The organism is Viridibacillus sp. NPDC093762 (genome assembly GCF_050279675.1).
Classification (GTDB): Bacteria; Bacillota; Bacilli; order Bacillales_A; family Planococcaceae; genus Viridibacillus.
In genome coordinates this window covers 56513-69428 of the sequence record NZ_JBNNUK010000018.1, presented here as the reverse complement: position 1 = coordinate 69428, position 12916 = coordinate 56513, and the positions used below count along the sequence as shown (strand labels likewise).

Genomic DNA, 12916 nt, shown 5'->3' with positions numbered 1-12916 from the left:
TTGAACCGCTTGAATACGTTGTTCAACTCGTACTTTTGCCATAAAAAAACCCCCGTAAAAGTTAGAATGGTGTCTAACTTTTACGGGGCAGTTCACAAGGAGGCGTACCAGTTTTTAATCATTTATTTAAAATGCCCAGCTTCCATTTCGGAAGATTGGTTCTACTGTACCATCTGCTAAAACACCGTCGATATTCATGTCTGCACTACCAATCATAAAATCCTCATGTGTAATAGAAGTATTAATACCGTGCTCTTCTAGTTGTTCGGGAGATAGTGCACTACCACCTTCGTAGCATGTTGGATATGCTTCACCAATAGCTAAATGATTCGAAGCATTTTCATCAAATAATGTGTTGTAGTAAAGAATATTTGATGCTGAGATTGGTGATTCATGTGGCACTAATGCTACTTCACCAAGATATTTTGAACCTTCATCAGCTTTGATCAATTCTTGTAATAGATCATTGCCCACGCCAGCTTCAGCTTTAACGATTTTGCCATTTTCAAATGTTAATTTGAAGTCATCAATGATATTGCCTTGGAAGACAAGTGGTTTTGTATTTGATACAGTTCCGTTTACTCCATATTTTGATGGCATTGTATATACTTCTTCCGTCGGCATATTAGCCACAAATGAAGTTTTCTCTGGTGTTTTACTAGCACCAGTTTGCCAAACATGTTTATCAGGCAATTCGATTGTTAAATCAGTTCCTGGTGCTGTATAGTGAAGTTTTGCAAAGCGTTTTTCATTCAGTATTGCAGCACGAGTGTCTAGATTCTCTAAATGCCCTTTCCAGTTTTCAACAGCATTTCCCTCGCCAATACGCACTGTTTTGAAAATTGCTTCCCATAAGGCTTCCACTTGCTTATCAGCTTCTACATTTGGGAATACTTTCGCTGCCCATTGCATCGACGGAACAGCAATGATTGCCCATGCAACTTTATCATTCATAACAGCATTACGGTAATTCGCTAATGCTTTACCTGCCGCTTTTTGTTGTGCAGATAACTTAGACACAGGGACACCCGATAATAAATCTGGATCTGCGGCATCAATCCATAATAAGGCACCTTTTCGTTCAATTAGTTCGTCACGCTGTTCACTAATCCAACGAGGGTATTTTGCGAATTCATCCTCAGGAGCATTATCAAAAAAAGCGCGGTCAATTTCTCCATCAGAGAAATTGACTGTAACGCGGCCTGCTCCTGCTGCATATGCTTCTTTTACAACTAAGCGTGTGAACTCAATTGTATCTGTAGTTGTGTTAATTAGAAGTGTTTGACCTTTTTGAATATTAACGCCTACTTTTACAGCAAGCTCAGCAAATTGTGCTAATTTCTCCTGGAATGACATTCTTATTTGCCCCTTTTCACAGTAGGTTTTGTTGTTCCTTCAATTAATCTTCCAGCTGTCCACGTTTTTTCAACGGGTTTTGCTGGCAACTCACGAGTCCATTTACGATACGTATGCTCTTCATGGTGTGCAAGCAATGTTAATACTTCACCATCTGCTCCTGCACGTCCAGTACGGCCTGAACGATGTAAGTATTGCTCCATTGTATGTGGTACATCTACATGTATTACATGTGTTAGACCTTCAATATCTAATCCACGTGCAGCTACATCTGTTGCGATTAAAATACGTGCTTCTCCTTTACGGAACGAATCTAATGCTTTTTTACGCTCTTCTTTTTTCATTTCTGAATGTAAAACAACGATTGGTGCAGCACGATATGATAATTTTGTTTCTTTCATCAATAATTGATCTAAATTATTGACAAATGCTAAGCCACGTAAACCTTCTACATTTGAAAGCTTACGTAACATTTCTGTTTTATTTCTCTCTTCGATTTTCATAAATGAATGCGTTACTTTACCTTGGTTTGGCATTTCATCTAAGCTAACTTTGAAGCGTACAGGTTCATTCATCATACGCGCAGCGACTAGCTCGATTTCCTCCGTAATTGTTGCAGAAACAACGGCTACTTGGCGACCATGGCTTGCTCCATCGATAAATGATTTCACCAATACTCGATAGTCACGACTAAGAAGTTGATCCCCCTCATCAAGGACAATTTTCGTTAGTTCATGAAGTTTTAGTTTTTTTGCTTTTACTAATTCATTTAGACGTCCTGGTGTTCCGACAACAATTGTTGGTTTTTTCTTTAGTTTATCAATTTGACGTTGTGGATTTGCACCACCTATTAATGGAACAACTGTAATGTTCGTTCCTGCAACCCACGTACGGATAACTTCAACAATTTGCATACATAACTCTTGTGATGGAGCGATAATTAATGCTTGTGTCGCTTTTTTAGAACCATCAACTGCTTGTAATATTGGTAAAAGATACGCAAGTGTTTTACCTGTTCCTGTAGGAGATTCTGCTACTACGTCTTTGCCCTCAAGTAATGCAGGAATCATTTCATCTTGGATTGGCATTGTATGTTCAAAAGTCCATTTTTTTTGTAAATCTTCATTTAATAATGTTAAAAAAGACATTGCTGTTCCACCTTCTCTCATTCACATATATTTAATGTGAAATATAGTTTTTATATAAAAACCTGCCCTTTAATTGAGATGAAAGGACAGGTTTTTACGCTCTAATCTAGTAATTCATATCCACAACTAACAATAGCACAATCAGCAAGTACAAGTAACGAATCAATATAAGAATCATCAAGAGCAAGTTCACGGTTTACAATTGAAAGCTCTGTACATCCTAAAATAATACGATCACAGCCTTCAGCTTTTATCGCTTCTTCAACCATATTCCATTCGTTACGTGTAACGGTTTTTCCAGCTTTCACATAGTCATAAATGATAGACATGACTTGCTTTTGCAGCTGTTCATTTGGAATAACTGGTTCTAATCCAACCTCTTCCAATGCGTGTTGATACACGCGAGAGGTAAGGGTACCACTTGTTGCTAATACTCCAACGCGTTTTGCACCGAGTTGCTTTGCTCTATTGGCTGTTTCTCGAATCATATGCAGTACTGGTACTGGTGAGTTTTCTTGTAGCTCATCATAAAATGTATGTGCTGTGTTACAAGGAATCGCAATTAGCTCCGCTCCAGCAGTTGCTAGCTTATGCGTATCCTCAACCATTAAAGGTACCGGACTTGGTTCAGATGGCTTCAAAATATAAGCTGTTCTGTCAGGAATACGCGTATCATTATCAATAATGAAATGCACATGTTCCTGATCTTTGAAAGCCTTCGTTCTACGGACAATCATTTCCCCTACAAGCATTGTTGCAAGTGGTCCTACTCCACCAATAATACCTAATGTTTTTTTATTCATGACTTAAGACAAACCTTTGTTATTAAAATATTTTTTGTATTTACGGTAGTAGTTTAAATTGTTAAGCGTTAATTTAAACCAACGTTTAATGTTAAAATCCTTTTTATAAAATAACGAATTTGTCATTTTTCCCGCTCTGATTAAACGTTTGGCTTCTGCTTTAAGTTCCTCATTTTGAGCGTATTTGAATAGAACCCCTTTAGGAATAATCATCCATAAATGCTTTTCTTTCGCATACGTTAAACCTAAATCTTTGCCTAACATACGGTCATCTGCTACATACTTCATCAAGTTATGTCCGCTTGCTGTTACGTAGTAGCTACTACGACCGTTACGTAAATTAATTTCGAATAATTTATATTCACCATCACGAGAATCGTACTTCATATCGAAGTTTGCAAAACCTGTGTAACCGATATCCTCTAGGAAGAAACGTACTCGGTCCATAATTTCTTTATCATATGTGTTAATGATAGCTGCATAGCTACCAATTCCTTCTGGTGAATGCTCTTCAAGTATTGGATTACCAAGAGACATCAATTTCACTTTACCATCTTGTCCAACATAAGCGTTCAATACTCGCATATACGAATCATCGCCAGGGATGAATTCTTGGATAATTAGATGGTCTTTATATGTTGAGCTATAAATAGCTTTTAATATTGCTGTTTTCTCCGCTTCATCATGTGCAACGAATACTTTTTTCTTACCTGGGAAACTACATGCCCAGTATTCCACTGAGTTAGACGCTTTAATAATAATTGGGTACTTAAATTTCACATCAAAGCTTTCATATGTTTCGTACGTGCACGTATCAGTTTTTGGATAGCTAAAATTATATTTCTCACACATTTTGTAGAAGTTTTCTTTCAACAAAATTTGATCCATTAATGATTCATCAATATATGGCACTGTGAAATATTTGATTAACTCTGGTTTGTTTTTAATAATTAGTTTTGCATAATCATCGCCACAAGCTAGTAGTAATAATTTTTTATGCGAATATTTCTTTGCAACTTTCATTAATTCATCTACAAAATTTTCTTGTTTGTTTATATTGGGTACTTGTTCAAAGTGTAGAATACTACTATTTTGTGTTGCAGTTAAATGTGAACGACCGATAACGATTGGTTTAATGCCGTATGCTTCATAAAATGAACGAGCCATTCCGTATGCATTCATATCGGATCCGATTAATATTGGTAAAAATGGTTGTTCTGCCATTGTATATCATCTCACTTATATTCTATTGTTTTGCCATTAGTGTAACATATTTCGTAAATTCTTTTTGAATGTTCAAATATGACTTATGCACCCTTATCAAAAAATCACAGAGGTCAATCCCCCTGTGATGATTACTTCCAAATTGCAACAGCTTGCGATCCGAGTTCCTTATAACTTTTGAAAAAGCTAGTTTCATCATGAGAAACATAGCCGTGTAACGGATCCATCACAATTACTTTATCATCCATTTGCCCAGTTAGAACAACAGCATGAAGATTACGATACATATCCAGTTTTTTATTTGTTCCTTTAATCCACCAGCCTTCTTTAAAAGTAGGCTCAGATAGATCAAGTGTAACCCAAACTACAACAGGTACTCCCTCTTGTACGATTGAGATAATTTCCTCTGCACTTTGACCGCTTACATTTTCTACTTTCAACGAAACGTTCTTGTCTTTTGCTATTTTCTTTGCGGCCTTTTCAATCACTGGCGCGAAGACATAGGTACCTGTAAGTTTATTAAATGGATCACCCGCATATGCTTTTGCTGGATCAGGACCTATTCGTTTATTCCCTTTTTCAACAATCTCTTGTTTTGGTAAATAGTTTTTAGCCATATCTGTTTTTGAAAGATTTAACCCATAATAATTAAGTGCTGCAGTTAAAGCCGTGATTTCACATCCATGAGGTAGTTCAGGGTTTTGCATGATGATCGGCACATCTAATTGCTGCTCCTCACGCTCAAAATACGTCTCCAATACTACATAGCCCATATCTTCTTCAATCGTCACAAGTTTACCGACACTTTTTTCTTGTTCACTATCATCTGTATAAATTGATGAAGGGACAAACAAATATTGATGCCCCTCCTGTAAGCCTGTAACAATAGCTTCTCCTTCTATATCTCCATTCGCTATCGTTACATCCTCATTCGTCTCCATATCTCGGACGGTCACTTTCATATTAGGTATCGGCGTGCGGCTGCCGAATTCAACAATGAGTACTTTTATGCCCTCATCTTGCTGCTTTTCTTTTGCTGTGGAAATGTTATTGCAACCGCTCACTGCTACCAGCAGTACAAAGCAAAAGAGGAGCAGCCTCATTGGCATTTTACCTCTCTTATCCAATGCTGATGATCCCTTCTACTTATCACTTGTTTTAGCTAAAATATTTTTTGTACCAAACTAAGAACATATAAATTGTCCAGATTTTACGTTGATTTTTCGCTTTACCTTCGTAATGGTCTGTTAATAATTTAACAATTGCTTGTTGGTCAAAGAATTGTGCTGCTTCTGGAGATTCAAATGATTCTTTAATCTTGTTGAAGTATTTTTCTTCTTGTATCCATAAACGAATTGGTACTGGGAAACCGATTTTTTTACGGTTAGCCCAAGCTTCAGGCAATGCGCGTTTAGAAGCTACACGGAATGCATATTTCGTATCAACATCATTAACACGGTAGCGAGACGGCACTTTCGACGCAACCTTCATTACTTCTTTGTCTAAGAACGGTACGCGCAATTCAATTGAGTGCGCCATACTCATTTTATCTGCTTTTAATAAAATATCGTCTACTAACCATAAATTTAAGTCTAAGATTTGTTTTTTCGTTAAATCGTCTTCGCCCGCTGCTTTTTTATAAACAGGCATCACGATATCTTTAACAGATGGTGCATCGTTATATTTTGCTGTTAAAATATTAGCTGCTTCTTGCTCTTCGAAAATATGCGCTTGTCCAATAAACGTTTCCTCTACTGGTAAGCCACCTTTCATCAAGAAGTGTTTACCTCTAACTTCTGGAAGCATTTTCGCAACTTCAGATACAGGACGGCGGATGAAGCCTGGTACTTTTTTATATTTTTTCATAGATGCTGATTCATCATACTCTTCGTAACCACCGAATAATTCATCGGCACCTTCACCAGATAACACAACTGTTACATGTTTGCGTGCAAGCTCTGCTAAAAAGTAAAGTGGTACGATTGATGGGTTTGAATGTGGTTCATCCATAATATATTGAATCTCGTCGATTTTGTTAAAGCATTCCTCTGGATCAAGTACTTCATTGACATTTTCAATACCAAGCTCTTTAGATAGCTCTTTTGCAGTGTCAATTTCAGAGAAGTTTTGAGCGCTAAAGCCTACCGTGAATGTTTTATCTGGCTTTAAAACAGATGCTACATAGCTGGAGTCAACACCACTTGATAGGAATGAACCAACTTTAACATCTGAGATTTTGTGTGCTTTAATCGAGTCACGTACGACACTATCGATTTCTTCTACGATTTCATCAAGTGGACGCTCTTCAGGATTAAATTTCGGTTCCCAGTAGCGAGTAGTTGTCAATTTGCCGTTTTCGTAAGTCATATAGTGAGCTGCTGGCAATTTGAAAACACCTTTAAAGAACGTCTCGTTTAACACTGGGAATTGGAATGTTAAATATGGTTTTAACGCTTTTTCATTTAATACTTTATCAAAATGTGGATGTGGCAAGAAGGTTTTAATCTCTGAACCGAACATTAAAGTACCATTCATATGAGCATAATAAAATGGTTTAATACCGAACATATCACGCGCAGCAAATACTCGTTTTTTGTTACGATCCCAAATAACGAATGCGAACATACCACGTAATTTAGTTACTAATTTAGTACCGTATTCTTCATAACCATGAATTAAAACTTCACTATCTGTTTCAGTTGTAAATGTATGCCCTTTTTCTACTAAGTCTTTACGGATATCTTGATAGTTATAAATTTCACCATTGAAAATTAATACTAAAGATTGGTCTTCATTATACAAAGGCTGGCTACCATTTTCTAAGTCAATAATACTTAAACGACGGAAACCAAGTGCAGCTTCACCATCTGTAAAAGTACCTGCAGAGTCTGGTCCACGGTGAATAATTTGGTTCATCATATTCTCTAACACTACGTCAGGGTTTGAAACCTCACCTATAAATCCTGTAAATCCACACATATATCTAAATTCTCCTATCTTGTTACATTCAGTCTTATATTTTAATATGCACTAGTTTGCTTTATTATAAAAATCACATAGTAATTATACGCTATTTTCTCGATTTCTCCAATGTTTGTCTATGATGATAAAGTCATTTTGTCGCCTAATACCCACAATTATTATACTATTTTCTCACAAAAATGAAAAAGACTGCCATCTAGTAGCAATCTTTTATTGACAATGTTTTTGATATTCTTCCACAAGCTCCTCTATGGATACTTGATAAAGCTGTTGGTCATTAACTTTAAAAACACCTAAAGCCATTAAATCATCTATAATGTGCATCTTTTTACTCTCGTCTAATTGTTCTTTTTGTTTAATCATATTAAAACCCCTTCTTACTTAAATTGCTCTATTACCCATACCCGAAAGTTCGTATATTAAACAATTTGCTTACATTTTGACCCGATACTTGGAATCCCCTTTTTCATCCCTTTGTATACAAGATAACCTAATACCGCGCCCAATGTATTTAACCAAAGATCATCTACATCAGTACTACGCATTTGTGGTAGTTGCATCGTTTCGATAAAGATAGATAAACTCAACGCTGTAATAAAAACTAAAGGAAATATCTCCATCTTGCGCCATAGAAGTGGTAGTAAAAAACCAATTGGCATGAAAATGGCTATATTACCAAGAAAGTTAATGAAAAATGGTTGCCATAAATCTAAATAATGAATAGCGTTATACACATCCTTAAACACTTGGAACAACTTTAAATTTACACCCAAAACCATATCCTCTTGGAAGCGCATTCGAAAATGCTGTAGACTTATTCCATTTCTAGGTACGATTGTTTCATAAAACAAACCAATTATATACACAGAAAAGAACAATAATCCTATTTCATGCCACCTATTAGTCGGAGGATTCCCTTTTCTTTTGCGAGACTTGAATCGTAAATAAACGACAAAAGGAATCGCCACAATCATAACAGGGATCATTTCAAGTAGGTAATACAGTATATCTGACAACCTTTTCACTCATTTCATACTTTCTATTTAACAGGACAAATTATATAAGATTTGGTTGCTAGAAAATATTAAAATTCTATTACAATCTTATATCAAAATAATTTGATATTAATTTACTCACCTTAAGACAGGGGAATCGTCTTATACAAATACCATATTTAAACAATCCCGATTAACTTAACTATAGCATATTATTCTTTTTCTTGTGAGCAATAAACGTTAAATTTAATAGTCTCTTCTCTCTTCACTAATTCAGTGCTGACAAGGATATGTAAGATTCGTCCTTATAAAAAACTGAATACTTTCATCAATAAAATGTTCAATTTTTTTATAGATTATTTCTCTCTACTATATCCATTAATTAAGTCCATTCACCATGACCAAAGTAATTATATACCATAATAATTTGCTGTTTTCTCCTCTATTTTTCTCTAATGTAGTGTCCGATTAGTTTGCTAAAAGAAAAATACCCCCTAGAAGTCTTCTTATTAAGTAAGTTAGAAAGTAAAAAAGCTAATTAAATTGCCTCTTCAAAAGAGAATAATTTAATCAGCTTACATATTATTAATGAATATATTGTTTTTTACTATTTACTATTATTTGTTTTAAAGTTGTTAGTTTACCAATGACGACTTGTGAAATGCCCTCAAGCTCCACTAGGTACTCTTCAGCAAGAGCCGGATTACCAGCGTTATATGCATGCACAGCCTTTTTGGCAACTTCATGTACTAGCGCATGTGGCTTTTCTAACTCTTTATAAGCAGGCTCTGTTCCTAACAATTCCCTGCCTTTCCCGTAGTACCATACTCCAAGACGAGAATCTTTGTGCGAGGAAATATCATTTTCACTCATTTGTTCAAAGCCTAGCATTAAATTGTATATTCTCCAACGCCATAACAAATGATCTGTGATAGTTAATTCAATAATATCTTCTTGACTAATTATAAAGTTTTTCGAAATAGTCTCTGTACGATAATGATTAATCATTTTACTTAATTCATAAATTTCTTCACCTGTTTTATAGGAAATATCTTTACTACGACTTGAATTTTCAGCAATGTTTTTATTACGAATCGTAATTTCATTTGCAGCTGTTGCTTGTTGATGCGTAGTACTAGCGATTTCTTTAAAATGCATACCTTGCTGTTGTAACGCAACATTAAGATCGGCTAAAGCACTTGAGATATTTGCAGTCTCATTTACACCTCGATGCAAATCCCCTGCCGACTTCTTCGTAAGCGCATCAATATTATTTGTGATTTCTAAGAGCTTCTTAATATCTTTATGAATGGATTGAACTGACGATTTCGTATTATCCGCTAATTTACGAACCTCTTCCGCAACAACAGCAAAACCTTTACCAGCTTCGCCAGCACGTGCCGCTTCAATTGAAGCATTTAACGCTAACAGATTTGTTTGTTCTGCAATCCCCTTTATGAATTCCATTAATTGCGAAACACTTTTTACACGCTCAACTAACTCTGTTACATTATCCTGTACTTGATGATGCCCCTCATCCGTAGATTTCAATAATTGCGTGACATTTTGCAAGGCATCTATACCATTATGTAATTCTTCCAATGAAGATTGTGTATGCTGCGAAACTTCTCCAACAGATGCGGCAATTTCATCGATACTTTCATCTAGTTGGTCCATAGATGCGTTCGCAGACAAAACGTCTTGCTCTTGTTTTTCTTGGAATTGAATTAAGTTTTTAATCTGATCTAATTGCACATTATACTTAATAATTTCACCCAATCCATTAACAATTGATCCTGCTTGAATCTCTATATAAGTTTCAACAATTAGCTGTTGGTCAATCGTAACAATACTATCGTATGCAAGTAACACATCCATCATTTTCTTACGGTCTTTAGGAAAAGCTTCCACGATTAAAGGAATTATAAATTGGTTGATAAGCGTGTATGCTGATATCATCCAGTTTGGTAGTACACCTATTCTGGCATGGGTATAAGCAATTTTTCTTCTACGGAAAATATAATTTAAATCTAACTCATCTTGGAAAATACTCATAAAATGCTTATGAATTAACTTTTTCAGTTTATCTACAGATGAATGTTGATTGATTACTTCTTTAAATTCATCAATTTGCATTAAACGATCGTAAAACTTGTCTAAAATCATTTCGTGATTTTTTTCATATATCTCCTTTAACTCCCTGACAGATCCCCGCCCCACTTGTGATAACCCTAAAAAGTTCAGTTTTTCCTGAAAACGTTCATTGGAAGTAATATCTGAACCAGGTGTAGTTGAAAAATATTGATAATGTCCTTTCGTTTTACCAAACATACATATCCCCTTAGTACTTTATTTTTTCACAATCCACAACGACATTTCGACTAATAAAAACTTCTTTTGTACTTGAAATTAAGTTTTCACTATTCCCACGAGTTAAATAAGTAGTATATTAATACTACTCCATTTAAAACAAACGGGCCATACCACCCATGATTAACATATAGCAGAAACTACCAAATAATCAATGATTCATTTGAAATGTTCACAAATTATTCTTTTCTCGAAGTAATGAGACCACTGTTCATAAAAAAATCGAGCATCTAAAAGATGCTCGATTTTCTATGTAAGTTCAATAATTTTTTCGCTTTAAATTATCTACTTGTTGATTCTACTTTCAGTTAGAAAAAGTAGCTTTAATTTCATTTTTGTAGGACATTTTCAAAAAAATAACCGTCCCCTCCACAAAAGGTTTGACGGTTATTTCTGACCTCGAACCAACCGCTTTTTCTGCGGTGACTAGTCACTAGACTGAACGTTCGCAGCGCTCGGTCTTATTATGGTATGCTTTTCTACCCTTATTATACAATTCTAATAATGAATTTTCAATAAATGGATTACATTTCCTTATTTTCATCACCTGCATACTCCATTATTTAGGAGCCACTATTTTGTCATCAAAAGTTACAATCACAATCTCAGCATTTGTAATACCTGGCAATGATTTCGTCATCATTGGGGAATGGTATGCCGAAATTTTCATACCTGCTCGCAATTCCGTGCCTAAGCCTAGTAACGATATCACTTTTGTGTCCTTCAAGATGTTCAGAATTACATCATTATTTGTAGTTTGGTCAGAGCCGACATTGATATACAACTGATCTTTCGTCGTACTATTCGATGAAACAATTGTACCTTCAACTTTATTTTGTTCCAGTTCTTTTACAACAATTTTATCTGCATGTGTTTGAGCTGGATATATCGTGGTCATCATTTCACCGTAGTATGCCTCAACGCGAACATCAGACTTTAAAGATTCTAACGTTAATGACTTACCTGCTTGATTGACGATTTGAGTATTCTCATCCACCGATAGAATAACATAATCAACTCCGCCTTTTTTCATCGGATTCCCAATTACAGTGAACTTTTCATCTGATACATTTGTAATAATACCGTTTGTGCCTACAGCCTTTTCAGTCGCCAAGTTAACAACGACATAATCCGTTGTCGATTGAGCCGGAATACTCATCGTAACAGCTGGTCCATAAAAGGCTTTGACAGTCATGCCTGATTTAATTGCACTTACTTTTATTGCTTTTCCATTCTGGTCTAATATCTGAGCTTTATCAGCGAAATGCAAAACAATTTTATCCTTATGCATTGTGTAGATATCTATACCTTCTACGACAATCCCACTTTCATTCACTTCAGATATTGTGCCATTAATTCCTGTAAAGTCCTGATCTTGCACAACTAGCTTTAGCGCTTTTCCTCGCGCTGGAAGACTCTTCGTAATTTTAGGATCATAAAATGCCTTAACAGTCTTTTTGTCTTCGATAATTTTTTTCAAAGAGACTTTTTTACCTTTGGAATCGATAATTTTAGTATTTTTAGTAATAGATAGAATTATTTCACTTTGATCTGTTGTAACAAGCCCATGTCCAGTTACGGTAATAAATTTGCCAGTCTTATCGTTTATGTAATTTGTAATTTGACCAATTGTACCTGGAGAAGTTTTTACTTTATTCTGAGCGAACCCTTGACTATTATGAATTGGCTTTGCTATAACACTCTGTGCACTTGATGTCACCGGAAGCGCTGACATCAATATGATAGATGCTGTTACTAACACTTTTTTCATCTTATATTCCTCCAATTTAAGAAATAGTATTTTTACTCCGCGTTTTCAAACCTACCTTTATTTACAACATAGTCTGCAATAAATTAATTCACATCATATAATTCCACTTTTTTCACTTGTCATCAGATTCCCATTTTAAGGAAACCATATGTCACAATAAACATGTTGGTTCACCATATCAATATACCTAAATTATACCATTACATGAATATTAAAGGGAAATATTAGAACGAAAATCCCTTATCTGGTAAAATAAAGATAACTAGT

Annotated in this window: 10 protein-coding genes; all 10 read right to left on the bottom strand. The window is 35.3% G+C overall.

Annotated features, from left to right (window positions below; translation table 11 throughout):
- Nucleotides 1-126: 126 nt before the first annotated feature.
- The 10 genes from ACQKM9_RS17790 to ACQKM9_RS17745 all read right to left on the bottom strand — a co-directional run bounded on the left by ACQKM9_RS17790 (nucleotide 127) and on the right by ACQKM9_RS17745 (nucleotide 12649).
- Nucleotides 127-1356 (bottom strand): aminopeptidase, encoded by a 1230-nt coding sequence (locus tag ACQKM9_RS17790; protein ID WP_427735717.1) that lies wholly within the window; start codon nucleotides 1354-1356, stop codon nucleotides 127-129.
- Between the two features lie 2 nt (nucleotides 1357-1358).
- On the bottom strand, nucleotides 1359-2504 hold the full coding sequence (locus ACQKM9_RS17785) for a DEAD/DEAH box helicase (protein WP_427735716.1): 1146 nt from the start codon (nucleotides 2502-2504) through the stop codon (nucleotides 1359-1361).
- A gap of 101 nt (nucleotides 2505-2605) precedes the next feature.
- Nucleotides 2606-3307 carry an aspartate/glutamate racemase family protein gene (locus ACQKM9_RS17780; protein ID WP_427735715.1) on the bottom strand — a complete coding sequence of 234 codons (702 nt, stop codon included), beginning with the start codon at nucleotides 3305-3307 and terminating at the stop codon, nucleotides 2606-2608.
- Between the two features lie 3 nt (nucleotides 3308-3310).
- Complete coding sequence (locus ACQKM9_RS17775; protein WP_427735714.1) at nucleotides 3311-4531, bottom strand: ATP-grasp domain-containing protein; 1221 nt, start codon at nucleotides 4529-4531, stop codon at nucleotides 3311-3313.
- Between the two features lie 131 nt (nucleotides 4532-4662).
- Complete coding sequence (locus ACQKM9_RS17770; RefSeq protein ID WP_427735713.1) at nucleotides 4663-5595, bottom strand: C39 family peptidase; 933 nt, start codon at nucleotides 5593-5595, stop codon at nucleotides 4663-4665.
- Between the two features lie 94 nt (nucleotides 5596-5689).
- A complete protein-coding gene (gene asnB / locus ACQKM9_RS17765) occupies nucleotides 5690-7510 on the bottom strand; it encodes an asparagine synthase (glutamine-hydrolyzing) (protein WP_427735712.1) in 1821 nt (606 codons plus the stop codon).
- Nucleotides 7511-7723: 213 nt separating this feature from the next.
- On the bottom strand, nucleotides 7724-7876 hold the full coding sequence (locus ACQKM9_RS17760; RefSeq protein WP_427735711.1) for a Fur-regulated basic protein FbpA: 153 nt from the start codon (nucleotides 7874-7876) through the stop codon (nucleotides 7724-7726).
- A gap of 56 nt (nucleotides 7877-7932) precedes the next feature.
- Nucleotides 7933-8529: a VanZ family protein gene (locus ACQKM9_RS17755; RefSeq protein ID WP_427735710.1), complete on the bottom strand. Its 597-nt coding sequence runs from the start codon at nucleotides 8527-8529 to the stop codon at nucleotides 7933-7935.
- Between the two features lie 564 nt (nucleotides 8530-9093).
- Nucleotides 9094-10839, bottom strand: coding sequence for a methyl-accepting chemotaxis protein (locus ACQKM9_RS17750; protein ID WP_427735709.1), 1746 nt, complete (start codon nucleotides 10837-10839; stop codon nucleotides 9094-9096).
- Between the two features lie 598 nt (nucleotides 10840-11437).
- Nucleotides 11438-12649 carry a peptidase gene (locus ACQKM9_RS17745; protein ID WP_427735708.1) on the bottom strand — a complete coding sequence of 404 codons (1212 nt, stop codon included), beginning with the start codon at nucleotides 12647-12649 and terminating at the stop codon, nucleotides 11438-11440.
- Between the last annotated feature and the right edge of the window lie 267 nt (nucleotides 12650-12916).

Bases quoted from the DNA above. Each gene is read 5' to 3' on its own strand.
- asnB (WP_427735712.1), bottom strand. From the start codon at position 7,510: ATGTGTGGATTTACAGGATTTATAGGTGAGGTTTCAAACCCTGACGTA.
- ACQKM9_RS17745 (WP_427735708.1), bottom strand. From the start codon at position 12,649: ATGAAAAAAGTGTTAGTAACAGCATCTATCATATTGATGTCAGCGCTT.
- ACQKM9_RS17775 (WP_427735714.1), bottom strand. From the start codon at position 4,531: ATGGCAGAACAACCATTTTTACCAATATTAATCGGATCCGATATGAAT.
- ACQKM9_RS17780 (WP_427735715.1), bottom strand. From the start codon at position 3,307: ATGAATAAAAAAACATTAGGTATTATTGGTGGAGTAGGACCACTTGCA.
- ACQKM9_RS17760 (WP_427735711.1), bottom strand. From the start codon at position 7,876: ATGATTAAACAAAAAGAACAATTAGACGAGAGTAAAAAGATGCACATT.
- ACQKM9_RS17750 (WP_427735709.1), bottom strand. From the start codon at position 10,839: ATGTTTGGTAAAACGAAAGGACATTATCAATATTTTTCAACTACACCT.
- ACQKM9_RS17790 (WP_427735717.1), bottom strand. From the start codon at position 1,356: ATGTCATTCCAGGAGAAATTAGCACAATTTGCTGAGCTTGCTGTAAAA.
- ACQKM9_RS17785 (WP_427735716.1), bottom strand. From the start codon at position 2,504: ATGTCTTTTTTAACATTATTAAATGAAGATTTACAAAAAAAATGGACT.